Origin of the sequence: Asaia lannensis NBRC 102526 (genome assembly GCF_024054035.1) — a bacterium.
In the GTDB taxonomy this organism is placed as follows: domain Bacteria; phylum Pseudomonadota; class Alphaproteobacteria; order Acetobacterales; family Acetobacteraceae; genus Asaia; species Asaia lannensis.
The window spans coordinates 250,432-275,207 of the sequence record NZ_JAMXQU010000003.1 but is presented as its reverse complement, the minus strand read 5'-3'; the positions used below and the strand labels follow the sequence as shown (position 1 = coordinate 275,207).

The window sequence follows — 24,776 nt, the reverse complement described above, 5'->3', positions numbered from 1 at the left end:
GTTGCGTGTCTGAAACGGCCTCCAGCACGGTCTGTTCCGTCTTCGGGGTGGAACGTTTCTTTCGCGTGGGGGAGGTTTTCGAGGAACCTGCGGACGATTTTGCGGTCAAACTGCTCTCTGATAACTTTGGAGTTTCGGAAAAAACGCAGTGCGTTGGCAACGCGTCGTTTCGAATGGGGTCAGCCTGAAACGCTGGCCAATCGCCAGTGCGTTATCTGGAAAACAGGCAAAAGGCAAGATTTTACGGAATATCGGAGGGCGGTTAGGTATTATTTTGCAAATAGTCGCCGCAGGTTAGGCGCTCTTGCGTGATCTGCGGGCGCGATTGCGCGGGGATTGTGGCCGCATAACCCCTGCGCAATCGCGGCTGCTGTTACATATTTCCGCCCATGGCTGCGGCGATGACCGTGAGGATGCCGACACCCACCATCAGAATGACGCGTTTGCGCACCTTGTCGAACAGGACAGGCTGGGGGCGGATGGCACGGCGCAGGCTCTGGAAAGGGCCGAAATAAGCGCTCAGGAACAGCAGTGCCATGATGAGAGCGAGGCCCTGCATGATATTGATGGGCAGGCTCATGACACCGAAGCCACCCATATGGATGACGAGCAGCCAGCCCGTGACCAGCGCGGTCGGGACAATATGCAAAAGAGCGCGAAAATAACGGGCAATAAGCTGCATCTGTACGTTCTGGCGCTGTGCGGGCTCCAGCAACGCAACCGTGCTGCGGCTGACGATGACGGCATAAATTCCGCCGCCTATCCAGTAGGCCATGCAAAGCAGGTGAAGCGCGAGCACCAGGCTCCAGAGAAACGGGTTCGACATAGGGGCTCCATGAGGGATCGGGTATCGGACGATCCTGCCCTCGAATGGGCAGCATCGCACATCGGGTTCATGCAAACTGGCGGTCTTTGCGACGTTCCCTAGCAGTCTGCACGAAATCATCAACAGTGGAGTGAAACCATGATGGCCCATACCCTGCGTTTCTGCCTGCCGACACCGGCGCAATGCGCGACAATGGATGAAGCGGCCAGCCGGATAACGGGCATTGCCGCATTGATGGATCGGGCAGGCTGGGCCGTTGCGCAGGCGGTGCGATCCCGTTTCGCGCCCTGTCGTGTGCTGGTGCTCTGCGGGCCGGGCAATAACGGGGGCGATGGCTACGTGGCAGCGCGCTATCTTGAGCGCGCACGATGGCCGGTGCAGGTCGCCGCGCTCGCTGAACCGCGCGAGGGTGGACCGGCCGCTGAAGCGGCGCGACTTTTTCGGGGTAACCGCGTGGCATTCACGCCAGAGAATGCGCGCCGCGCCGATCTCGTGATCGATGCTGTTTTCGGTGCGGGGCTGGATCGTGCGCCCGCGGATGAGGTGATGAATGTAATCCGCGAGGCAGGAACGCTGGTTGCGGTCGATCTGCCGAGTTTCGTCAACGGCAAAACCGGGGCCGCTCTGGCCGAGGGGCCGGATTACGCATTGAGCGTTACTTTCGTGCGGCCCAAGCCGGGCCATATCCTTCCACCGGGACGCGTAACAAGGGGCGAGCTGGTATGCGCCGATATCGGTATGCCGATGCGTTGTCTGGAAGCTGCCGCCCCGGACATCTGGCTGAACCAGCCGGGGTTGTGGTCGGTTCCTGCCATGAAGCCGGAGGATCATAAATACAGCCGCGGCGTCGTCAGCCTTTGCGGAGGGCGCATCATGCCGGGGGCGACGCGTCTGGCAGCGGCAGGGGCGCGTGCCAGCGGGGCAGGGCTGGTGCGCATCAGTGCGGGAAGGGCTGCCGAAGCCTATCGACTGGGCGCCCCCGGTCTCGTGATCGACGACGCACCGCTCGCGGCTTTGCTTGAAGACGAAAGACGCAAGGTCTGGCTATGCGGTCCAGGCCTGACCGAGGATGAGGTCGAGGCGACGCTGCCCGTTCTTGTTGCTGCAGGACGTGTGGTGCTTGCCGATGCCGGTGCTCTGGGATGGGCTGCCGGCGCCCCGGACAAGCTGCGAGGCGTTTCGGTCATCACCCCCCATATCGGAGAGTTTGCCGGCTTGTTCGGCAAACCTGGAGACGACAGGGTGCAGGCGGTTCGGGATGCTGCCCGCGAACTCGATTGCGTGGTGCTGCTCAAGGGATCCGTCACCGTTATCGCTGCTCCTGACGGTCGCGTTGCGCTGAACGATCATGCGACGCCCGCTCTCGCGACCGCAGGGTCGGGCGATACGCTCTCGGGGGTTATTGCGACACTGCTTGCCGCAGGCATGCCGCACTGGGAGGCTGCCTGTGCCGGCGCGTGGCTTCATGGCGAGGCCGGTCTGAATGCAGGGAACTGGCCAATCGTAGAAGATTTCGACGGGCATCTGGGGGATGCGCGCGCGAGGGCAATCGCCCTGGCGGCCGATGCTGCGTGTGACGACTGACGAAATCGTACACCCCGCTCTTGTGGAACAGGCAATCCCCTGTCTTGTGGAACGGACAATCTTGCTGTAAAGCGGCGCGCTTGACGGCTTAGCTCTGGCTGGGCCGCGTGTGCGGGCGTGGTGGAATTGGTAGACACGCCAGATTTAGGTTCTGGTGGCGCAAGTCGTGGGGGTTCAAGTCCCTCCGCCCGTACCAAAAATTTCTCCTTAGTCGGGGCTTTCCGCCTTGCCTGCGCTGCGATGAAGCCGGGTGCGGGGCTCCGACGGCAACCCGGTCAATAGAGGATCGCCTGACAGATGCAGGTTACCCAAACGCAATCCGAAGGTCTGAAGCGCGGCTTTACCGTCACTGTGCCGGCTGGCGATCTGGAGGCGCGACGCGCCGCTCGTCTCGCCGAGCTCGGCCGCACGATCAACCTCCCCGGCTTCCGCCCCGGCAAGGTGCCCGCATCGCTCGTCAAGCAGCGCTACGGCGCAGCTCTGAATGGCGAGATCATGGAGCAGGTCGTCAACGACTCCACCAACAAGGTGCTCGAAGAGAACAAGCTGCGTCCGGCAACACAGCCCAAGGTCGAGCTGGTTTCGGGCGGTGAAGGCGAAGGCGATCTGGTGTTCAAGATCGAACTCGAGACCCTTCCTGAAATCGCCATGCCGGACCTGTCCGGTCTTGAGCTGACGCGCCTGACGGCAAAGCCCAGCGATGAGACGATCGACAAGGCTCTTGCAGAGCTGGCCAAGCGTCAGCGCAGCTTCGAGACGATCGAGGAAGATCGCGCCGCTCGTCAGGGCGATGTCGTGAACTGTGATTTCGTCGGCAAGCTCGACGGCACGCCTTTCGATGGCGGTACGGCGCAGGACGTCAATGTCGAGATCGGTGGCGATGGTTTCATCCCCGGTTTTGCCGAGCAGCTCGAAGGCATGAAGGCCGGCGAAGAGAAGGTGATCACGGTCACGTTCCCTGCCGAGTATCAGGCCAAGGAACTGGCAGGCAAGGAAGCGACGTTCGATATCAAGGCGAATGCGCTCAAGACGCCTGTCGATCCTGCACTCGATGACGAGCTGGCAAAGAAGATCGGCTTCGAAACCATCGCTCAGGTGCGTGACATCATCGTCAAGCAGGCCGAAGGCGAATATGCCCAGCTTTCGCGTCTGCGCATCAAGCGCGAGCTGCTGGATGCCCTGTCGGACAAGACCGATTTCGAGGCTCCTGAGAGCATGGTCGATGCCGAGTTCGGTCAGATCTGGCAGCGCGTCGAACAGGACCGCGCTTCGGGTGAGATGGACGAGGAAGACGCAGGCAAGGACGAAGAGACCCTGCGTGCCGATTATCGCAAGATCGCCGAACGTCGCGTGAAGCTCGGTCTTCTGCTGGCTGAAATCGGACGCACCAAGGAAATCACGGTGTCCCGTGAGGAACTGATGCAGGCCGTTCGTCAGGAAGCCATGCGCTACCCCGGTCAGGAACAGGCCGTGTTCGAGTTCTTCGGCAAGAACCCGCAGGCTGCCGACGGTCTTCGCGGTCCGATTCTCGAGAACAAGGTTGTCGATTATCTGATCGAGCTGGCCAAGGTGACCGACAAGGAAGTGACCCCCGAAGAGCTGGCAGAAATCCCGCCGGCCGATCTCTGATCGTCTGAGTCGCACCGAAACATCCGGAGTCCGTTCGTTTTTTGACGGACGGGCTCTAGGCGTTCATGGTGGCCATACCAAGATCATAGAAGTCACACACCGGCCCGCACAGGGCCGGTGCCAGTTAGGAACGGAAATGGCCATGAGGGATCGCGATCCTGTCGAGATCTTCAATAACGCGCTCGTACCGATGGTCGTCGAGCAGACGTCACGCGGCGAACGCGCTTTCGATATCTATTCGCGCCTGCTTCAGGAGCGTATCATTTTCCTGACCGGCCCTGTCTATGATCAGGTGGCCGCTGTCATCTCGGCTCAGCTGCTCTATCTTGAGAGCGTCAATCCGAGCAAGGAAATCTCTTTCTACATCAACAGCCCCGGCGGTGTCGTTTCTGCCGGTCTCGCGATGTACGACACCATGCAGTATATCCGCTGCCCCGTGAGCACCGTGTGTATCGGTCAGGCTGCCTCCATGGGCTCGCTGCTTCTCGCCGCAGGTGAGAAGGGGCGTCGCTTCTGTCTGCCGAATGCGCGCGTCATGGTGCATCAGCCTTCTGGCGGCGCGCAGGGACAGGCTTCGGATATCGAGATCCAGGCACGCGAGATTCTTGAAATCCGCAAGCGCCTGAACAACATCTATCGCCACCATACCGGCCGCACGCTTGAGGAAATCGAGCAGAAGCTCGAGCGCGATGCCTATATGTCGGCTGAAGAAGCCAAGGCATTCGGTCTTGTTGACGAAGTGGTCCAGGCACGCCCCAAGAGCGTGACCGAGCAGGGCTGAGCACCTGCTCGCCGGTTGTGAGGTCCGGCCCTCCTGCCGGATTTTACAAGGGGCCTTTTCACGAACGCCCCGTGATTGCATCATGGTATCCAATCATTGCCCCGTGCCGGAGGGGCTTGCCGGGCTGTTCGGGCCTGGCCTAAGTTTGAAGTTCCCCCTGTCGCGATGTCATCGGCGATGCGTCGGATCGGGGAGGAGGAGCAGTGATGAATAACAAGACCGGCGATTCGAAAAACACCCTGTATTGCTCGTTCTGCGGTAAATCGCAGCACGAGGTGCGCAAGCTGATTGCCGGTCCGACCGTTTTCATCTGCGATGAATGCGTCGAGCTGTGCATGGATATCATCCGTGAGGAACACAAGACCCATCTTGTGAAATCCCGCGATGGCGTGCCCACTCCCAAGGAGATCTGCAAGGTTCTCGACGACTACGTGATTGGCCAGTTCATTGCCAAACGCGCGCTCTCGGTGGCCGTGCATAACCATTACAAGCGTCTGGCCCATGCCCAGAAAAGCAATGATATCGAGATTGCAAAGTCCAATATCATGCTCATCGGGCCGACAGGTTCGGGCAAGACGCTTCTGGCGCAGACGCTTGCGCGTATCCTCGATGTACCGTTCACCATGGCCGATGCCACGACGCTGACCGAAGCCGGCTATGTGGGTGAGGATGTCGAGAACATCATTCTCAAGCTGCTTCAGGCCGCCGATTACAACGTCGAACGCGCCCAGCGCGGCATTGTCTATATCGACGAGATCGACAAGATTTCCCGCAAGTCGGATAATCCTTCGATCACGCGCGATGTCAGCGGCGAGGGCGTGCAGCAGGCTCTGCTCAAGCTGATGGAAGGGACCGTGGCTTCTGTTCCCCCGCAGGGTGGACGCAAGCATCCGCAGCAGGAGTTCCTGCAGGTGGATACCACGAACATGCTCTTCATCTGCGGTGGCGCATTCGCGGGGCTGGACAAGATCATTTCTGCTCGTGGCAAGGGTTCGGGCATCGGCTTCGGGGCTGATGTGCAGAATCCCGATGATCGTCGTCTGGGCGCCGTGCTGCACGATGTCGAACCTGAGGACCTGCTGAAATTCGGCCTGATTCCCGAGTTCATCGGTCGTCTGCCTGTGGTGGCAACGCTTGAGGATCTCGACGAGGATACGCTCGTCGCCATTCTCTCCAAGCCGAAAAACGCTCTGGTCAAGCAGTATCAGCGTCTGTTCCAGATGGAGGGCGTCGATCTGACCTTTACGGACGATGCGCTCGTTCAGATTGCCCAGCGTGCCATTGCCCGCAAGACAGGCGCGCGAGGCCTTCGGTCGATCATGGAAAACATCCTGCTTGGCACGATGTTCGACCTTCCCGGGCTCGATGGGGTGGAAGAAGTCGTCATCAACAAGGATGTTGCTGAAAACCGTGCAGCCCCTGTTTATGTTTACGGCAAGGGCAAAGCGAGCGAACCGGCTGAACAGTCCGCCTGAGACTTTCGGCTGAAAAACACGGGGCTGGCTTGCCGCACCAGCCCCTCATCCTCACATAAAGTAGAGACTGCCTTCATAGGCAGCGCAGACGCGGCGTCGGCCATGCCGAATTCCGGGTGACCACGCTGAGATCGTCCTCAAGGAGATCAGAATTTTATGACTGAAAAAAAGAGGAAAACTGCGGTGAGCAAACTGAGCACCGCAGCGAAGGCAGAAGAGAGCAAGGCCAAGACGGTCGACAAGGCCAAGACGGTCGAGACGATCGCGGTTCTGCCTCTTCGTGATATTGTGGTCTTTCCGCATATGATCGTGCCGCTGTTCGTCGGGCGCGAAAAATCGGTTCGTGCGCTCGAAGCTGTCACGCGCGAAAACAAGCAGATCCTGCTTGTCGCGCAGAAGAACGCTTCGCAGGACGATCCGCCGGCCGAGGATATTTACCGTTTCGGCACGGTTTCCACGATCCTTCAGCTCCTCAAGCTGCCCGATGGAACCGTCAAGGTTCTGGTCGAGGGTATGCGTCGTGCCCGCATCAAGGAATTCCATGATGTGGACGGCCATTTCGAGGCCGAAATCGAAGAGGTGCAGGACGACGCAGAGACCGGGAGCGAAGTCGAGGCACTGGGTCGCACGGCAATTTCGCAGTTCGAGCAGTATATCAAGCTCAACAAGAAAATTGCGCCCGAAGTCATGGTGTCGCTGAACCAGATCGAGGATCTCTCGAAGCTGGCGGACACCATTGCAAGCCATCTCAACCTCAAGATTGCCGAAAAGCAGGAGATCCTCGAAGGAGGCTCCGTAAGTCAGCGTCTTGAGCAGGTTTTCGCTCATATGGAGCAGGAGATCGGCGTTCTTCAGGTCGAGAAGAAAATACGCAACCGCGTGAAGCGTCAGATGGAAAAGACGCAGCGCGAGTATTATCTGAACGAGCAGCTCAAGGCGATCCAGAAGGAACTCGGAGAAGGCGAAGACGGTCGCGATGAAACGGCCGAAATCGAGGAACGCATTGCCAAGACGCGCCTCAGCAAGGAAGCGCGCGAGAAGGCCATCGGTGAGCTGCGCAAGCTGCGCGGCATGAGCCCGATGTCGGCTGAATCGACGGTCGTGCGCAACTACCTGGACTGGATCCTGTCCATTCCCTGGAAAAAGCGCTCGAAGGTTTCGCGCGACTTCAACGCTGCGGAAGAAGTGCTCGAATCCGAGCATTACGGGCTGGAGAAGGTCAAGGAGCGTATCCTTGAATATCTTGCCGTGCAGACGCGTTCGCAGAAGCTCAAGGGGCCGATCCTGTGCCTTGTCGGGCCTCCGGGTGTCGGTAAAACGTCGCTCGCCCGCTCGATCGCCAAGGCGACGGGTCGTCAGTATGTCCGCATGTCGCTTGGCGGTGTGCACGATGAGTCCGAGATACGCGGTCATCGTCGCACCTATATCGGCTCGATGCCCGGCAAGATCGTGCAGGGTATGAAGAAGGCCAAGACGTCGAACCCGCTCTTCCTGCTCGATGAAATCGACAAGATGGGGTCCGACTGGCGTGGCGATCCGTCTTCGGCTCTGCTTGAGGTGCTGGATCCGGAACAGAACAGCACGTTCAACGATCATTATCTCGAGGTCGATTACGACCTGTCGGATGTAATGTTCGTCACGACCGCCAACAGCCTCAACATGCCCCAGCCTCTGCTGGACCGCATGGAGATCATTCGTCTTTCGGGCTACACCGAAGATGAGAAGGTCGAGATTGCTCGGCGCCATCTGGTGGGCAAGCAGGCCGAGGCGCATAACCTCAAGCCGCATGAATGGTCGATCAGCGATGACGCTCTGCGTAGCCTGATCCAGCACTACACGCGTGAAGCCGGTGTGCGTAATCTCGAGCGTGAGATCGCGAAGATTGCCCGTCGCGTCGTCAAGCGCCTGGTGACGAGCTCTGTCGAGACGATTGCGGTCACGCCTGAAAATCTCGGCGAGTTCTCCGGCATCCGTCGCTTCAAGCATGGCGAGACCGAGAGCGAGGATCTGGTCGGCATGGTGTCGGGTCTTGCCTGGACCGAGGTCGGTGGTGAGATCCTGACGATCGAAAGCGTGATGCTGCCCGGCAAGGGCCACGTGAAGGCGACAGGCAAGCTCGGCGAGGTGATGCAGGAGAGTGTTTCTGCTGCCGTGTCCTATGTGCGTTCGCGCGCACAGCATTTCGGCATCAAGCCCTCGCTGTTCGAAAAGCGTGACATCCATGTGCATGTGCCCGAAGGCGCAACGCCCAAGGACGGTCCGTCGGCTGGCGTTGCCATGGCAACATCTATCGTTAGCGTAATGACCGGTATCGCGATCCGTCGCGATGTGGCCATGACGGGAGAAATTACCCTGCGCGGTCGCGTGCTCGAGATTGGCGGTCTGAAGGAAAAGCTCTTGGCGGCCACACGCGCTGGCATCAAGACGGTGTTTATTCCCAAGGATAACGAGAAGGATCTGGCGGAAATCCCCGACAACGTAAAAGACGCGTTGACGATCATTCCTGTCTCTCATGTCGATCAGGTTCTGGCCTCGGCGCTCGTGCGTCCGCCTGAAGCGATCGAATGGGATGAGGAAGCAGAAACCGTTCCTGCGCCGCATACTGCCGACGGGATTGCGAACCAGCTGCCTCATTAAGCATCTGGATCGCTCTGTCTGGAAAACGATGGCCGCCCCGAAAGGGGCGGCCATCTGCGTTTCATGGCAGGAAAGTCGCAGCCTGCGGCAAAGCGTTAAACCTTGCGCGTCAAGGCTTTCAACGCTGTTGACGTTGCAGAAAACAGCTTCATAGTGCCTTGCATCATATCTGGTCGGTCCGGCATCACGCAGGACCGCAAGCCTAGTTTGCGAGGAAACGAGATGGAAAAGCCGCTGAATAAACAGGAGCTCATCGCGGCGGTCGCCGAGAAGACCGATCTGCCCAAGGCCAAGGCAGGCGATGTGGTCGAAGCCCTGTTTTCCAGCATTGAAGAGGCGCTCGCGCGCAAGCAGGAAGTGCGTCTGGTCGGTTTCGGGTCTTTCGCCACGGCAACGCGCAAGGCGGCAAAGGGGCGTAATCCGCGCACAGGTGAGGAAATCGACATTCCTGCGTCCGTTTCTGTGCGTTTCCGTCCCGGTAAGGGCTTGAAGGATGCCGTAAGTTAACGTATCCCCTCTTTCCACGGCAGGCAGCGATTCGAGTGCTCCTGCCCTGAGGGCGATTAGCTCAGCGGTAGAGCGTCTCGTTTACACCGAGAGGGTCGGCGGTTCAATCCCGTCATCGCCCACCATTCCTCAGCTTCCGGAAGATCGATGAGCTTCCAGACAGGCTTTCGCTGGACCCTAGAGTGCCACGAGTTACTCGGCTCCACCTCCGATTTCTGCAAGATTGCGGCCGATGAGGGAGCGCCTCATGGAATGGCCGTGCTCGCGTTTCGCCAGACGGCAGGGCGTGGCACGCGCGGCCGCCAGTGGGATGCCCCTGAGGGCAACCTGTCCTTCTCCTTCATCTGTCGTGACGCGCACTGTGACGCTCTTGTTGAAATCATGCCTTTTCTTCTGGCTGTCGCGTTGCACGATGCGCTCGCATCCTGCGTTATCAATGCGCCGCTGCGGATCAAATGGCCGAACGATATCACCGCTCATGGTGCCAAGCTGGCGGGTGTTCTGATCGAGCGCGGCGGAGCGGGTGAAAGCAGCTGGATCGTGACAGGGATAGGCGTGAATATCCGCTCTGCCCCCATGATCACAGGCAGGAAGACCGTCGCTCTCGTGACGCTGGGTGCGCAGATCGATGCGCCGTCTCTGGCACGGCTTATCCTCGATCAGGTAGGTCTGTGGCTGGGCCGCTGGAAGCGCGATGGCTTCGCGCCGCTGCGTCAGGCCTGGCTCGACCGCGCCCATGAGCCGGGTTCCCGGCTTGCGGTCCAGAGGGGGGAGAACTATATAGAGGGTTTCTTCGCGGGTCTCGATGAGCGCGGTCGGCTTCTTCTCCAGACCGACCTGAACGAGGTTCAGACGTTCGCGGCGGGTGATATTCTACTGCTTGGATGAAGGACGGTCTGTGCTCCTCGTTGTTGACGCTGGTAATACGAACATTGTCTTTGCCGTCCATGACGGCAAGGAATGGCGTGGAACCTGGCGTATATCGACCAACGACCAGCGCACTTCCGATGAATACGCTGTCTGGCTGCTGGGGCTGATCGCGCTATCCGAGCTGGACTACAGGGCGATAACCCGTGCCATCATCGGTACGGTGGTGCCCGCTGCGCTGTATCACCTGCGTCGCCTCTGCCGTGAGTGGCTCGATATCGAACCCCTGATTGCCAATAATGCGCTGAACTGGGGCTATCCGGTGAAGGTGGATACCCCGGCTGAAGTCGGCGTGGATCGCCGTCTGAACGGCCTGGCGGCACAGCATTTTTTCGGCGGACCGCTCGTCGTGGTGGATTTCGGTACCGCAACCACGTTCGATGTGGTGGATGCTGAGGGCGCGTTCTGCGGCGGTGCGATCGCGCCCGGTGTCAACCTCTCGCTCGAGGCACTGCATCAGGCGGCGGCGCGTCTGCCGCGCATCAGCGTGGGCCGTCCATCGTCGGCAATCGGGCGCAGCACGAGCGTTGCCATGCGCTCGGGCCTGTTCTGGGGCTATGTCGGTCTGGTGGAAGGGATCGTCTCGCGCATCGCGCTTGAGATGGCCACACCGATCAAGATCATTGCGACAGGGGGTCTGGCCCCGCTTTTTTCTGAAGGAACAGATCTGTTCCAGCACGTTGCCCCAACACTCACGCTCGATGGATTGCGCCTTCTGGCTGCGCGCAACTCGACGGGCGAATTTATTCCGGCACCAGGATGAAGGTGTATTTTTTGACTCAATCTAGGATTATTCGATGAGCATCACTGAAAAAGGTCTGGCCTTCCTGCCACTCGGCGGGACGGGCGAGATCGGGATGAATTTCAATCTCTATTGTCTCGACGGCAAATGGCTTGCCATCGATTGCGGGATCGGTTTTTCGGGGAACGATACCCCCGAAGCCGAAATTCTCATGCCCGATCCGCTCTTTATTGCCGAGCGGCACAAGAGCCTGTGCGGTCTTGTCATTACGCATGCCCATGAAGACCATCTGGGTGCTGTCGCGCATCTCTGGCCGCAGCTTCGTTGCCCGATCTACGCAACGCCTTTCGCCGCGGCCGTTCTGCGTCGCAAGCTGGGCGAGGCGCATCTCCTGTCGCAGGTGACCATCCATACGATCCCTATGGGGAGCCGTTTCGAGGTCGGACCGTTCGATCTTCAGTTCATCAACGTGACGCATTCGGTGCCCGAGGCGCAGTCGCTGGTTCTGCGCACGCCTTATGGCACCATCGTTCATACAGGCGATCTCAAGCTCGATCGCGAGCCCGTCGTCGGACCGCTTACCGATCTCGATGCGTTCAAGGCAGTCGGTGACGAGGGCGTGCTGGCCATGGTGTGCGACAGCACCAATGTCTTCCGTGAAGGCATTTCCGGCACGGAAGGCCAGGTGCGCGATTCCATGGCCGATCTGATCAAGACGCTTCACGGTCGCGTAGCCATTACCTGCTTTGCCAGTAACGTGGCACGTGTCGAGAGCATTGCGCGTGCAGCGAAGGCTGCCGGGCGCCAGGTCATGGTAGTCGGGCGGTCGCTGCGCAATCTCGAGGTTGCGGCACGCGAATGCGGTTATCTGCAGGATATCCCGCCTTTCCTCGATGAGCGCGAAGCGAATTCGGTACCTGATAACCGTCTGCTGATGATCATCACGGGCAGTCAGGGCGAGCCACGTTCGGCTCTGTCGCGCATCGCCTCTGATGTTCACCCGAACATTTCGCTGGGTGAGGGCGATACGGTCATCTATTCCTCGCGCATGATCCCCGGCAACGAGCAGGCAGTCATGGCTGTGCAGGATAACCTGACCCGTCGCGGTGCTACGGTGCTGACGGACAAGGACCATCTGGTCCATGTGTCGGGCCATGCCACGGCAGACGATCTGCGTCATCTCTACACGCTCGTCCGCCCGAAGCTGAGCGTCCCGACGCATGGCGAGTGGCGTCATCTGACGGCCCATGCAGCTCTGGCGCGTGAGACGGGCGCGGAAGCGATCCTTCTGGAAGACGGCGATCTGCTGCGCCTTGGTCCGGATCATGCCGAAGTTGTCGATACGGCTCCCACGGGCCGTCTGGCGCTGGATGGCGGACGCCTTCTCCCCATGACCGGGGGTGTTCTGGCTGCGCGTCGCAAGATGCTCTTCAACGGTATGGTCATTGCAAGCTTCGCCGTCGATGACGAAGGCTATGTGATCGGTATGCCCAAGATCAGCGCACCCGGCCTGCTGGAAGCGGACGACCCGGAAAGCACGCGTATTTCGGAAGAATTCGCCGACGCCATCGATGAAATTCCCGACGATCTGCGTCAGGACGACGATGCTTTCCGCGATGCGGCAAAAACGGCTCTGCGTCGCGCGCTGGGGCGCAAGCTGCAGAAGCGTCCTCTGGTCGATGTTCATCTGCTGCGGGTCTGATCCCGCAGTTTCTGCCAAGAACGCGCCGCTTCAGGCGCGCCTTTTTTCACACGAGAACGGTCACTCACGATGCGTCTGTCCCGCAGTTTCCTGCCCACCCTCAAAGAAGTGCCCGCCGAGGCCCAGATTGCGTCGCATCGCCTGATGCTGCGTGCCGGTCTGGTGCGCCAGACCTCTGCCGGTATCTATGCCTGGCTTCCTGCCGGTCTGCGCGTGCTGCGCAATATCGAGCAGATCGTGAGAGAAGAGCAGAACGCCATCGGGGCGCAGGAACTGCTTATGCCGACCGTTCAGTCTTCCGATCTGTGGAAGCGCTCCGGTCGTTACGATGCCTATGGGCCGGAAATGCTGCGTATCCAGGATCGTCAGGATCGCGAACTGCTTTACGGACCGACGAACGAGGAAATGATCACCGACCTTTTCGGTCAGGTGGTGAAATCCTATCGCGAACTGCCCCAGTCGCTGTACCATGTGCAGTGGAAATTCCGCGATGAGCTGCGTCCGCGTTTCGGCGTGATGCGCGGTCGCGAATTCCTCATGAAGGACGCTTATTCCTTCGACGCTTCCTATGACGATGCCGTCGCATCCTATCGTCGCATGATGCTGGCTTATCTGCGTACCTTCCAGCGCCTTGGCGTGCGCGCCGTGCCCATGAAGGCCGATACCGGCCCGATCGGTGGCGATTTGAGCCACGAATTTCTCGTACTTGCCCCGACGGGCGAAAGCGGCGTGTTTTTCGATGCCGCCCTCGAAGAGCAGGACTGGCTGCATGAAGCGGTCGATATCGCCGATCATGCAAGCCTCGAAGCCTTCTTCACCGGCGTCACGAAGCACTATGCGGCGACTGACGAAATGCATGATGACAAGGCCTGGAACGATGTACCCGCCGAGCGTCGTCGCGAGGGTCGCGGGATCGAGGTCGGGCATATCTTCTATTTCGGCACCAAATATACCGAGTCCATGGGTGTCTCGGTGAGCGGTGCCGATGGCAACCAGTTCTTCCCCGAAATGGGGTCTTATGGCATCGGCGTGTCGCGTCTCGTCGGTGCCATTATCGAAGCCAGTCATGACGAGGCCGGTATCATCTGGCCCGACTCTGTCGCGCCCTATCGTGCGGCTATCCTGAGCCTCAAGCCGGGCGACGAGGCGGTGGACGCCCTGTGCGAGCAGCTTTATGCCGCAGCACCCGATGCGTTTCTGTATGACGATCGTGGCGAGCGTGCTGGCGTGAAGTTCAACGATGCCGACCTGATGGGCCATCCCTGGCAGATGATCGTCGGTCCGCGTGGTGCGAAGGAAGGCAAGGTCGAACTCAAGCGTCGCGCCACAGGCGAGCGCTTCGAGCTGACGGCCGAAGAAGCCCTTGCGAAGGTGCTTGGGACCGACGCAGCAGGCAAGGACGCCGCCTGATCATGTTCAACCGCTTCGAGCGCGTGGTGGCGGGGCGCTATCTGCGCGCCCGTCGCGGGGAACGTTTCGTTTCCATTATTGCGATTTTCTCGCTCATCGGCATCGCGCTCGGTGTGGCGACACTCATTATCGTCATGGCGGTAATGAACGGGTTTCGTGCCGATCTGATGGGTCGTGTGCTCGGACTCAATGGCGATCTGAATATTTTCAGCGCGGGCCACAGCATCACCAATTATCAGGACGATGTGGTCGCCATACGCGAGGTGAAAAACGTCACCCGTGTCACGCCCATGGCCGAGGGCACAGTGCTGATCGATGCCGGCAATTATTCCACCGGAGGCGTGGTGCGCGGCATTATCCCTTCGGACCTGCGCGAACTTCATGCCCTGAGCGACAACGTTGTTGACGGCAGGCTTGACGATTTCAAGGGTGACGATGCGATTGCTGTAGGCACGACGCTCGCTGCGCGGGCAGGATTGACCGTAGGCAGCAAGGTGACCCTGCTTTCTCCCAACGGTCGGGCTACGCCTTTCGGCACCATGCCGCGCATCAAGGCCTATCATGTGGCCATGGTGTTCGATGCCGGTGTGAACGACTACGATACGAGCGTGATCCTGATGCCGCTGGAAGCAGCCCAGCGCTTTCTGATGATGCCGGGCGCAGTGTCGCTTATTCAGGTCGCAACGCGCGATCCGCTTGAGGTCGCGCCTGTCACGCGTGCCATCGCCCAGCGTCTGGATGATCCGAGACTGCGCGTCATGGACTGGACACAGAGCAATAACGCGTTTCTCGGGGCACTTACGGTGCAGCAGAACGTGATGTTCCTGATCCTCACCCTGATCATTCTGGTCGCCGCCTTCAACGTGATTTCTTCCATGATCATGATGGTCAAGGACAAGACGCGCGATATTGCCGTGTTGCGAACACTGGGCGCGAGCCGCGGTGCCGTCATGCGCATCTTCCTGATGTGCGGTGCCTCTGTGGGCGTTTCCGGAACGCTGATCGGCTTCGGGATCGGGGTGTTATTCTGCCTCAATATCGAGCGTATCCAGCACGGCGTGGAACACCTGACCCATACCAGCCTGTTCAATCCGGAATTCTATTATCTGGAGCATCTGCCGGCCAAGCTGATCTGGTCGCAGGTGATCGAGGTCATGGTGATGGCCCTCGTCCTGTCTTTCATCGCGACGCTCTATCCGTCCTGGCGTGCTGCCAAAACCGATCCGATCGAGGCGCTGCGCCATGAATGACACAAGCTCTGTCGCACCGGGCGGTTCCGTTCCACCGGTTCTCTCTCTGGCAGATGTCACGCGACGTTTCCGCTCGGGTGAGGAAACGCTGGAAATCCTCAAGGGCGCGTCTTTCGATCTCTACCCCGGTGAGATCGTGGCCCTTGTGGCTCCGAGCGGCACCGGCAAATCGACCCTGCTTCATATTGCTGGGCTGCTCGAATCCCCGCAGGAAGGTCATGTGCGCGTAGCAGGGCACGATACAGGGGCCCTGTCGGACAAGATGCGCACCCAGATCAGGCGTGACGAGATCGGGTTTGTCTATCAGTTCCACCATCTGCTCGCCGAATTCTCGGCGCTCGAAAATGTGGTGTTGCCGCAGCATATCGCCGGTGTATCACCGCGCGATGCCAAGGCAAGGGCAACAGATCTCCTGACGCGCTTCGGTCTGGCTCACCGGCTGAATAATCTGCCGGGCAAGCTCTCGGGAGGAGAAAAGCAGCGTGTGGCCATTGCGCGTGCGCTCGCCAATCGCCCGAAGCTTCTTCTGGCAGACGAGCCGACCGGCAATCTGGATGTGCATACTTCCGATGCCGTGTTCGACGAATTGCTCCATGCGGTTCGCAGCGAAAATGTCGGCGCGTTGATTGCTACCCATAATGAAGAACTCGCCGCGCGCATGGATCGCGTGGTCACGCTGCGCGACGGTCGGATCGTGGCGAAATAAAGAAAGGGATGAAGGGGGCGGGCGTGTCTGGTAGATCACGAGACATGCCTCATGCCTCCTTCGTTCACCTTCGTAATCACTCCGCCTATTCGCTGAGCCAGGGGGCCATACGCATCCCCGATCTGGTGGCTCTGGCTGCCGATTCTGCCATGCCTGCCGTCGCATTGACCGATACGGGCAATCTCTTCGGGGCGCTGGAATTCTCGCAATACTGCACAGGCAAGGGCGTGCAGCCCATTATCGGCTGCCAGCTCGCCTTGCCATCGCGCAGCGATAAGCCGGGCGCGCCGTCCGAACCTATGGTGGCGCTGGCGCGTAATGAGACGGGGCTCGCCAATCTCCAGTTTCTGTCGTCGGAAGGGTTCCTCAAAGGTGACCCATCCGACCCGGCCATTTTGCTCGAAACCCTCTGCGCCCATGCCGACGGACTCTTTCTGCTGACAGGCGGCACACGAGGACCGCTTTTTCGCCTGCTGGCCGAAGGGCAGGAAGATCAGGCCATGGCGCTGCTGCGTCGCCTGCAGGAAGGCTTTGGCGCGCATATGGCGGTCGAGCTGCATCGCCACGGCCTGCCCGAGGAAAGGGCTGTCGAGCCTGGTATGATTGCAGCGGCGGACAGGCTCGGTCTGCCGCTCGTCGCCACAAATGAGTGCTTCTTTGCCAAGCCTGCCATGTATGAAGCGCATGACGCGCTGCTTTGCATCGCGCAGGGGCGCACCATGGCCGAGCAGGAGCGCTGGCGCGTCACGCCTGAGCACTGGTTCAAGACGCCCGACGCCATGCGTGCGCTTTTTGCCGATCTCCCCGAGGCCTGCGACAACACGCTGATGATCGCGCAGCGTTGCGCAGTGAAGGTCTCGACACGTCCGCCGCTGCTGCCGGTCTGCCCCAAGGTCAATGAGGGAGCGACCGAGGAAGAGACGCTTCGGTCCATGTCTGAAGAAGGGCTGCGCCAGCGCCTGCTACGCATGCAGGCCGATGACGACACGCGCAAGCGCTACGAAGACCGTCTGGAAATGGAGCTGGGCATCATCGCCCGTATGGGCTTCCCCGGTTACTTCCTGATCGTGGCCGATTTCATCCAGTGGGCCAAAGAGCACGATATTCCTGTCGGGCCGGGACGTGGATCGGGTGCGGGCTCTCTGGTGGCCTGGGCGCTGACCATTACCGATATCGACCCATTGCCATTCAATCTGCTGTTCGAGCGGTTTCTGAATCCTGAACGCGTCTCGATGCCCGATTTCGATATCGATTTCTGTCAGGATCGCCGTGACGAGGTCATTCGCTATGTGCGAACCGAGTACGGTGGTGAGCGCGTGGCGCAGATCATCACCTTCGGCAAGCTTCAGGCGCGTGCCGCCGTGCGCGATGTAGGGCGTGTGCTGGGCCTGCCGTTCGGTATGGTCAACCGCGTGGCGGAACTGATTCCGAACAACCCGGCCAAGCCCGTTACACTCAAACAGGCCATCGATGGCGAGCCGCGCCTTCAGGAAATGCGCGATAGCGATGAGGCCCTGCGGCGCCTGATGGAAATCGCCTTGCAGCTCGAAGGGCTTTTCCGACATGCCTCGACCCATGCCGCCGGCGTGGTGATTGGCGATCGCCCTCTGGTCGAGCTTGTGCCGCTCTATCGCGATCCGAAAAGCGATATGCTTGTCACGCAGTACAACATGAAGTTTGTCGAGCAGGCCGGTCTGGTGAAGTTCGACTTCCTTGGCCTTACCACGCTCACCATTCTCAAACGCGGTATCAACTTCATCAAGCAGCAGGGTATTGAGGTCGATCTCGCCACCCTGCCTCTGGACGACGCACCGACCTACGACATGCTGGCCCGTGGCGATGCGGGCGGTGTGTTCCAGTTCGAAGGCGCAGGCATGCGCGACGTGCTCAAGCAGATGCGGCCCACGAGACTTGAAGATCTGATTGCTGCAGTGGCGCTGTATCGCCCCGGACCGATGGCGAATATTCCCGATTACTGCGCGCGCAAGCATGGTGCCTCGTGGGAGCCGCCCCATGAGGAAATTCGCGATATCCTGTCCGAGACTTACGGCATCATGGTCTATCAGGAACAGGTCATGCAGATCGCGCAGAAAATGGCCGGATACAGTCTCGGCGGCGCAGATCTTTTGCGTCGCGCCATGGGCAAGAAAATTCGCGCCGAAATGGACACGCAGCGCGAGATTTTCGTCAAGGGTGCGACAGGACGCGGCATTACGCCCGAAAAAGCGGCCGAGGTGTTCGACCTCATGGCGCGGTTTGCCGATTACGGGTTCAACAAATCCCACGCGGCCGCCTATGCGCTCGTCTCGTATCAGACGGCATGGATGAAGGCCAACCACCCGGTTGCCTTCCTTGCCGGATGTATGTCTCTGGCACGCGAAAAGACCGACAAGCTCGCCTCGCTCTGTCAGGAAGCGCGTCGGATGAAAATCAGGGTGCTTCCTGTCGATATCAATCGCTCCGAAGCCGATTTCTCGCTTGAGAAGCAGGAAGACGGGAGCTGGGCCATTCGTTATGCGCTTGCCGCCGTCAAGCGCGTGGGTTTTTCGGCCATGCAGGCCATTGTCGATGCACGAGGTGACAAGCCCTTCAGGAGCCTGGCCGATCTTGCGTCGCGCTGCGATGCCAAGCTGCTCAACAAGATCCAGATCGAAAATCTGGCGAAAGCCGGTGCGTTCGACTCGCTCGACAAGCCAAGACATATTGTCTTCGCCAGTTCTGAAATCATCATGCGCCGTGCGCAGTCCGATGCGCAGGAGGCTGCTTCGGGTCAGATCGGTCTGTTCGGGGCTTCGGCCGAGCCTGAGGAATTGCGCCTGGCCGAAGCCCCGTACTGGCCCGAATTCGAACGTCTGGCGGCCGAGGCTGAGGCGATCGGCTTTCATATGTCTGCCCATCCGCTCGACGCTTATCGCGCCGTTCTCAAACGGGCCAACGTGCTGACATCGCAGAACCTCATGACTGCCGCTGAAAACGGCTCCTATCGTGTGCGTATTGCAGGCTGCGTAGTCGACAAGAAGGAGCGCCCCACCAAGAGCGGCAGCAAAATGGCCTGGGTGCGCCTGTCGGATGCCACCGGCGGCTGCGAGGTCACACTGTTTTCAGAAGTATTGTCACGCTGTCGCGATCTGCTTGTGGCCGGTCAGGCCGTGATGGTCACGGCAGATCTGAAGCTGGAAGGCGACGCGCTGCGTATTACCGCCAATGACGTGACGGATCTTGAAAAGGCAGCGGCGCAGGAAAGCTCGGAAATGCGTGTCTGGATCAGCGATGCTTCTGCCGTGACCAAGGTGCGCGATCTACTGATCAGCAAGGGCAGGGGGCGTGGCAAGATCGTTCTGGTTCCCGCCGTGGATGAAACCAAGGCGGTCGAGGTGACCCTGACCGGCCATTTCCCCGTCACGCCGCGTCTGGGCGAGCAGTTGCGCACTATCCAGGGCGTGTCACGCATCGATCATTTCTGAAAGGCAGTCAGGCTTTGTCTTGTCGGGGGAGAGGAATTCGAGCCTCTCCCCCGATATGTGCCAAGCGACGTCGATCAGAATTCGAGACAGATCTTGCCGAAATGACGATTGGTCTCCTGATAACGGAAGGCGGCCACGATATCTTCCAGCCCGAAGGAGCGGTCGAGAACCGGGCGCATGGCATGCGCATCGAGCGCACGGATCATGTCGATCTGGTTTTCACGGCTGCCTACCAGCACGCCTTGCAGGCGAAACTGCTTGAGCAGCATGGGAACGAGTTCGAGCGATGCTGAGACGCCGCTCAGAATACCGATGGTTGCGATATGGCCACCCACGCGCACAGCCTCCATCGACTGGGCCAGCGAAGTGGCACCACCAACCTCGACCACATGATCGACACCCCGTCCGCCCGTGATGTCCCATGCCGTGCGGCCCCATTCGGGATTGCTGCGGTAATTGATCAGGTGATCTGCACCGAGTTCCCGCAGGCGCTGAAGCTTCTCATCGCTCGATGATGTGGCGATGACTGTTGCCCCCGCCATCTTGGCAAATTGCAGGGCAAAAATGGACACGCCCCCGGTCCCCTGAACGAGGACCGTGCTGGCTGGCGTGATGCGGTCATCGACGAAGAGCGAGCGCCATGCGGTCAGGCCGGCTGTGGTTAGTGTGGCGGCTTCGGCATGACTCCAGTTTTTCGGGGCATGGGTAAAAGAGGTCGCTTTTGCGGTCACTTCCTCACGTGCATAGCCATCGACGCCGTCGCCGGGTACCGTGGAGAAACCGATCACCTCGGGTCGGCCTGCAAGCCAGGTCGGGAAAAACGTGCTCACCGCACGATCGCCGATCCGGAATTCGGTGACGTTGCTGCCGGTCTCGATGACCTCACCCGCACCGTCGGCCATGGGGATCCGGGGTTCGGTAGGTGCCCACATGCCGCTGACGACGGCATAGTCATGATAATTGAGCGATGACGCATGCAGCCTGACACGGATCTCGTCAGGGCCAGGGGCCGGTGTCTCGATCTCGGTGAGCCTGATGTTCTCGAAGCCACCGGGTGGGGTGATAACCATGGCACGTGTCATGAGACGTGTTCGCTCCTTTGTTTCGATAAAAATCGAAATAATGAGCCTGTCCACCGAGTTCAAGGCCCCGGGTCATTCCCTGTCTGGTGCTTTACATGCGTCAGGAAAATGCAGGGCGATAAAGAATGCAACGCTCTGCCGGTCAGCTGTCCGCAGGGTCTTGGTATGGGAGGAACTTCTCCCTCGACAGGCAGAGGCATCTTATTTGCCGTCTATTAGGGAAACGTTTTTACGGGCCCTTCGGTTCGACTGTTGCGGTGATCTGCGGCATGTGTGCGCGCGGCAGGGCTTGCGGCTGCATGAGCCGACAGGTGCCCAAAGCGGTGTCTGTCATGGAGGGTTCATAAGGCATTTTGCGCTTACTTCTTGCCTTTTTCCGCGAAAACGGCGATACCGCGCCCGTTCTCTCTTGTCTGCGGCGCTGCTGCAGGAGGGAAAGAACAATTCGCACGTATGACGACAGACTCTCTGGTGCCCGCGAAAGCGCGCAATGTCATACGGAGGCACAACCAGAAGAACAGGAATTTGCATCATGGCGATGCCAGAATTCACCATGCGTCAGCTGCTCGAAGCTGGCGTTCACTTCGGTCACCACACGCGTCGCTGGAACCCGGCGATGGCACCGTATCTGTTCGGTGTCCGCAACCAGGTTCACATCATCGACCTGCAGCAGACCGTTCCCCTGCTCGACCGCGCTCTTCAGGCCGTTCGCAACACGGTGGCCGGTGGCGGTCGCGTGCTGTTCGTCGGCACCAAGCGCGCTGCTGCCGAGCACGTGGCTGAAGCTGCAACACGTTGCGGTCAGTACTACGTCAACCATCGCTGGCTCGGCGGCATGCTGACCAACTGGAAGACCATCACGGGTTCGATCAAGCGCCTGCGCCAGATCGACGAGATGCTTTCCGGCGACACGCATGGTCTGACGAAGAAGGAAATCCTCGACATCACCCGTGACCGCGAGAAGCTCGAGCGTTCGCTCGGCGGCATCAAGGAAATGGGCGGCCTGCCGGATATCCTGTTCGTGATCGACACGAACAAGGAAAAGCTGGCGGTTGAGGAAGCCAACAAGCTCGGTATTCCGGTGATTGCTGTTCTCGACAGCAACTCCAACCCGGCTGGCGTGACGTACCCGATCCCGGGCAACGACGACGCCATCCGCGCCATCACCACCTATTGCGACCTCGTGTCGCAGGCCGTGCTCGATGGCATCTCGGCAGAAATGGCTGCTTCGGGCGTCGATTTCGGCGCTTCCGAAGAACTGCCGGTCGAGACGGTTGTTACGGAAGAGACCACGGTGGAAGCTCCGGCTGAAGCCTGAAATGCGTGCGGGAGATCGTGAGATCTCCCCTGCATTCGAAATTTTCTGGCGTGCCCGGCTGAAAGGCTGCGGCGCGCCGTTTCGTTCCTGAAGGAGTTTGGAACATGGCGGAAATCACAGCTGCCCTCGTTCGTGACCTGCGCGAGAAAACCGGCGCCGGCATGATGGATTGCAAAAAGGCTCTTACCGAAGCCGCTGGCGACATGGACGCTGCCATCGACTGGCTGCGCGCCAAGGGTCTGTCGCAGGCTGCCAAGAAGTCCGGCCGTACCACGGCAGAGGGCCTCGTGGCTGTCGCTTCGGGCAAGAACAAGGCCGCCATGGTCGAAGTCAATGCCGAGACCGACTTCGTGGGTCGTAACGAAGCTTTCCAGGCATTCGTCGAATCCGTGGCTCACGCTGCTCTCGATGCCGGTGACGATCTTGACAGCCTTTCGCAGGCCAAGCTGCCCACGGGCCGTACGGTTGCCGAAGAGCTGACCCACCTGATCGCCACCATCGGCGAGAACATGTCGCTGCGTCGCGCCAAGGTGCTGACGGTTCCTTCGGGCATCGTGGCTTCCTACGTTCACGGCGCACTGCGTCCGGGCGTTGGCAAGATCGGCGTTCTGGCCGCTGTCGAGGCTCCTTCCGAGTCCGACGCGCTGCTGACGCTGGGCCGCCAGATCGGCATGCATGTTGCAGCAACGCGTCCGTCCGCTCTGGACGTCGCCAGTGTCGATCCGGAAGCCCTGGAGCGTGAGCGTCAGGTTCTGATCGAGCAGGCTCGTGAGTCCGGCAAGCCGGAAGCCATCATCGAGAAAATGATCGAAGGTCGTATCCGCAAGTTCTACGAAGAAGTCGTTCTTCTGGAGCAGGTCTGGGTGCATGACGGCGAAACGCGCGTTGCCAAGGTTGTCGAGAAGGCCGGTGCCAAGCTCGTTGCTTTCGAGCGCTTCCAGCTCGGCGAAGGCATCGAAAAGGAAACCAGCGATTTCGCCGCCGAAGTGGCTGCTGCCGCTGGTACCTGATCGTCTGCACGATCACGGGACGGATTGCTGCGCATGAATTTCGAATGTGCGGCAATCGTCCTCTCCGCCCGGCGCTACGGCGAGGGCGGAGCCGTGGTGCATCTCTTCACCGAAGAGTATGGCCGCATTGCCGGTCTGGTGCGTGGCGGATCGTCGCGTCGCCAGGCGGCACTCTGGCAGCCGGGTAATCTGATCCTTGCCCGCTATGCCTCAAGATTATCCGATCAGCTGGGCCATCTGACGGGAGAACTCGTTCAGGAAACAGCTGTGAGGCTGCTGGACCGCCCGTTACAGCTCGGTCTGGTGCAATCCGCTGCGGAACTGACCGACAGCGCCCTGCCGGATCGCGAACCCCACCCCGATTTTTTCCTGCGTACCGTGCGCGATCTGACCGCCTTTTGCGTGCTGGCCGATCCCGCACCCGTAATCGACTACATACGCTGGGAAACCGCGCTTCTGTCGACGCTCGGTTATGGCCTTACGCTCGATCGTTGCGCAACGACCGGGGAGACCGGCGGTCTGCGCTTCGTTTCTCCCAAAACCGGTCGTGCCGTCAGTGAGGAAGGGGCAGGGCCATGGGTTGATCGTCTGCTGCCGCTCCCGCCCTTTCTCAGACCGGATGGCGGCGATGAAGGCGAGGACGATCCCGCACTCTGGGTACAGGGGTTGACCCTGACCGGCCATTTTCTTGCTCGTCATTTGTTCGGCACGCGCCACAGGCCTGTGCCGGCATCGCGTGAGCGACTGGAAATGCGCATACGCAGTCTTGCTGAATCTATGTCAGAGGCGGTCGATTCCGCCTGAAATGGAACGCCGTCGTGCCGAACCTCCCCTGATGATGGGGGAATTGCGCGTTATCAGCATGTCGAACACCATATGGGGCAGGGTGAGTGCTGCCAGTAGCTGGAATGTCAGCTGTAACAGGCGCGATACAGGCGGCCCCGCATAAAGCGGCCAGAGACCGAAAGCGATAATGGCCGTCAGGAGCGACAGGGGGATCGCCCTTTTGAGCGCATCGCGCTGTGACGTGAGGCGAGACCAGTTATTCGACGCAGTCAGCCCGTCTATATGCGCCGGTGCATGGATGAAAATGAAATAGAGCATGAAGGCTGGCAAAGGCGGCAGCAGCCAGAAAACCAGCAGGACCGGCAGGAAAATCGCTACGACGACGTATCGATCGGTTTTCGCCAGCCATACGAGCGCGCAAACCGTCCAGACAGGCATGAGGTCTGTCATCCAGGGCGGTGGACCGTCCAGAACGTGAGGGGCGATCATGCCGTCAAGCAGAGTCGCTGTCTGAGCTGGATACAGACAGACTGGCAGAATGAGCGGTGCGCCGCCCAGTACGAAAGCCGATAACAGGGGACGGTCGGTCCCAGCGGTTTCGGCGCCAAAATGGCATAGCGACAGAACAAGAAATGCCGTGAGTGTCGCATAGGGCCAGATTTGCCATGCAGCGATCACGAGAGCGATCGCTGCAAGATAGGGCAGGCCGAAAAGAGGAAACCAGGCGACGCCCCAGCGTGCGTGCAAACGCTCCCGTGCCATTTCTCCATCCAGCGCCCCGTGAGGCACGCCAAAAAGGAGGATCGTCAGGAGCATCAGGGTCTCGTTTGCAAACGCTATGGACAAGACGGCGCTTGCTCCGGCGAGCAGCCAGTATGCCTGTACGATCCGGTCTGAAGGCCCGGTCGGAGCATCGAGCAGTCGACCGGGTATCATGCGA

The 24,776-nt window shown here is 60.0% G+C and carries 20 protein-coding genes and 2 tRNA genes; 18 read left to right on the top strand and 4 right to left on the bottom strand.

The window, feature by feature from the left end; all coding sequences use genetic code 11:
- Nucleotides 1–373: 373 nt before the first annotated feature.
- Nucleotides 374–826 carry a hypothetical protein gene (locus NF685_RS06085; RefSeq protein ID WP_252848975.1) on the bottom strand — a complete coding sequence of 151 codons (453 nt, stop codon included), beginning with the start codon at nt 824–826 and terminating at the stop codon, nt 374–376.
- A 138-nt stretch (nt 827–964) separates the two neighbouring features.
- On the opposite strand from NF685_RS06085, the gene NF685_RS06080 reads away from it, so the two are divergent.
- From NF685_RS06080 to clpX, 5 genes are all read left to right on the top strand, one after another.
- The gene (locus NF685_RS06080; RefSeq protein WP_252848974.1) at nt 965–2,410 is read left to right on the top strand and encodes an NAD(P)H-hydrate dehydratase; all 1,446 of its coding nucleotides are present in this window, start codon (nt 965–967) and stop codon (nt 2,408–2,410) included.
- A gap of 111 nt (nt 2,411–2,521) precedes the next feature.
- Nucleotides 2,522–2,606 (top strand) — tRNA-Leu (locus tag NF685_RS06075).
- A 101-nt stretch (nt 2,607–2,707) separates the two neighbouring features.
- The gene (gene tig / locus NF685_RS06070) at nt 2,708–4,039 is read left to right on the top strand and encodes a trigger factor (protein WP_252848973.1); all 1,332 of its coding nucleotides are present in this window, start codon (nt 2,708–2,710) and stop codon (nt 4,037–4,039) included.
- A gap of 142 nt (nt 4,040–4,181) precedes the next feature.
- Nucleotides 4,182–4,820 carry an ATP-dependent Clp protease proteolytic subunit gene (locus tag NF685_RS06065; RefSeq protein ID WP_222547141.1) on the top strand — a complete coding sequence of 213 codons (639 nt, stop codon included), beginning with the start codon at nt 4,182–4,184 and terminating at the stop codon, nt 4,818–4,820.
- A gap of 206 nt (nt 4,821–5,026) precedes the next feature.
- On the top strand, nt 5,027–6,295 hold the full coding sequence (clpX, locus tag NF685_RS06060) for an ATP-dependent Clp protease ATP-binding subunit ClpX (protein ID WP_222547142.1): 1,269 nt from the start codon (nt 5,027–5,029) through the stop codon (nt 6,293–6,295).
- Between the two features lie 146 nt (nt 6,296–6,441).
- Here the strand turns inward: clpX and NF685_RS14335 are convergent, their stop codons facing one another.
- Complete coding sequence (locus NF685_RS14335; RefSeq protein WP_353936377.1) at nt 6,442–6,657, bottom strand: hypothetical protein; 216 nt, start codon at nt 6,655–6,657, stop codon at nt 6,442–6,444.
- On the opposite strand from NF685_RS14335, the gene lon reads away from it, so the two are divergent.
- The 10 genes from lon (at nt 6,599) to dnaE (ending at nt 19,640) form a co-directional block, all read left to right on the top strand.
- On the top strand, nt 6,599–8,932 hold the full coding sequence (gene lon / locus NF685_RS06055; protein ID WP_252849081.1) for an endopeptidase La: 2,334 nt from the start codon (nt 6,599–6,601) through the stop codon (nt 8,930–8,932). The two genes, NF685_RS14335 and lon, sit on opposite strands and share 59 nt — an antisense overlap.
- Before the next feature lie 222 nt (nt 8,933–9,154).
- On the top strand, nt 9,155–9,439 hold the full coding sequence (locus NF685_RS06050) for an HU family DNA-binding protein (protein WP_222547144.1): 285 nt from the start codon (nt 9,155–9,157) through the stop codon (nt 9,437–9,439).
- Between the two features lie 50 nt (nt 9,440–9,489).
- Nucleotides 9,490–9,564, top strand: a tRNA-Val gene (locus tag NF685_RS06045).
- A gap of 22 nt (nt 9,565–9,586) precedes the next feature.
- Nucleotides 9,587–10,327 carry a biotin--[acetyl-CoA-carboxylase] ligase gene (locus NF685_RS06040; protein WP_252848972.1) on the top strand — a complete coding sequence of 247 codons (741 nt, stop codon included), beginning with the start codon at nt 9,587–9,589 and terminating at the stop codon, nt 10,325–10,327.
- A 10-nt stretch (nt 10,328–10,337) separates the two neighbouring features.
- The gene (locus NF685_RS06035) at nt 10,338–11,129 is read left to right on the top strand and encodes a type III pantothenate kinase (RefSeq protein ID WP_222547146.1); all 792 of its coding nucleotides are present in this window, start codon (nt 10,338–10,340) and stop codon (nt 11,127–11,129) included.
- Nucleotides 11,130–11,163: 34 nt separating this feature from the next.
- Nucleotides 11,164–12,810, top strand: a complete 1,647-nt coding sequence (locus NF685_RS06030) for a ribonuclease J (protein WP_222547147.1) — start codon at nt 11,164–11,166, stop codon at nt 12,808–12,810.
- 69 nt (nt 12,811–12,879) lie between these two features.
- Nucleotides 12,880–14,220, top strand: a complete 1,341-nt coding sequence (proS, locus tag NF685_RS06025; RefSeq protein ID WP_252848971.1) for a proline--tRNA ligase — start codon at nt 12,880–12,882, stop codon at nt 14,218–14,220.
- Between the two features lie 2 nt (nt 14,221–14,222).
- Entirely contained in the window at nt 14,223–15,470 is a 1,248-nt protein-coding gene (locus NF685_RS06020) for a lipoprotein-releasing ABC transporter permease subunit (protein WP_252848970.1), read from the top strand.
- A complete protein-coding gene (locus NF685_RS06015) occupies nt 15,463–16,176 on the top strand; it encodes an ABC transporter ATP-binding protein (protein ID WP_252848969.1) in 714 nt (237 codons plus the stop codon). The genes NF685_RS06020 and NF685_RS06015 overlap by 8 nt, the downstream gene beginning before the upstream one ends.
- A 44-nt stretch (nt 16,177–16,220) precedes the next feature.
- On the top strand, nt 16,221–19,640 hold the full coding sequence (gene dnaE / locus NF685_RS06010) for a DNA polymerase III subunit alpha (protein ID WP_252848968.1): 3,420 nt from the start codon (nt 16,221–16,223) through the stop codon (nt 19,638–19,640).
- A 74-nt stretch (nt 19,641–19,714) separates the two neighbouring features.
- On the opposite strand, the gene NF685_RS06005 is transcribed toward dnaE, so the two are convergent.
- The gene (locus tag NF685_RS06005; RefSeq protein WP_252848967.1) at nt 19,715–20,722 is read right to left on the bottom strand and encodes a zinc-dependent alcohol dehydrogenase family protein; all 1,008 of its coding nucleotides are present in this window, start codon (nt 20,720–20,722) and stop codon (nt 19,715–19,717) included.
- 532 nt (nt 20,723–21,254) lie between these two features.
- On the opposite strand from NF685_RS06005, the gene rpsB reads away from it, so the two are divergent.
- The 3 genes from rpsB to recO all read left to right on the top strand — a co-directional run bounded on the left by rpsB (nt 21,255) and on the right by recO (nt 23,854).
- On the top strand, nt 21,255–22,040 hold the full coding sequence (rpsB, locus tag NF685_RS06000) for a 30S ribosomal protein S2 (RefSeq protein WP_222547152.1): 786 nt from the start codon (nt 21,255–21,257) through the stop codon (nt 22,038–22,040).
- Between the two features lie 104 nt (nt 22,041–22,144).
- Entirely contained in the window at nt 22,145–23,050 is a 906-nt protein-coding gene (tsf, locus tag NF685_RS05995; RefSeq protein ID WP_222547153.1) for a translation elongation factor Ts, read from the top strand.
- Nucleotides 23,051–23,083: 33 nt separating this feature from the next.
- A complete protein-coding gene (gene recO / locus NF685_RS05990; RefSeq protein ID WP_252848966.1) occupies nt 23,084–23,854 on the top strand; it encodes a DNA repair protein RecO in 771 nt (256 codons plus the stop codon).
- Here the strand turns inward: recO and NF685_RS05985 are convergent.
- Nucleotides 23,831–24,772 (bottom strand): Brp/Blh family beta-carotene 15,15'-dioxygenase, encoded by a 942-nt coding sequence (locus tag NF685_RS05985; RefSeq protein ID WP_252848965.1) that lies wholly within the window; start codon nt 24,770–24,772, stop codon nt 23,831–23,833. The two genes, recO and NF685_RS05985, sit on opposite strands and share 24 nt — an antisense overlap.
- Nucleotides 24,773–24,776: the final 4 nt, after the last annotated feature.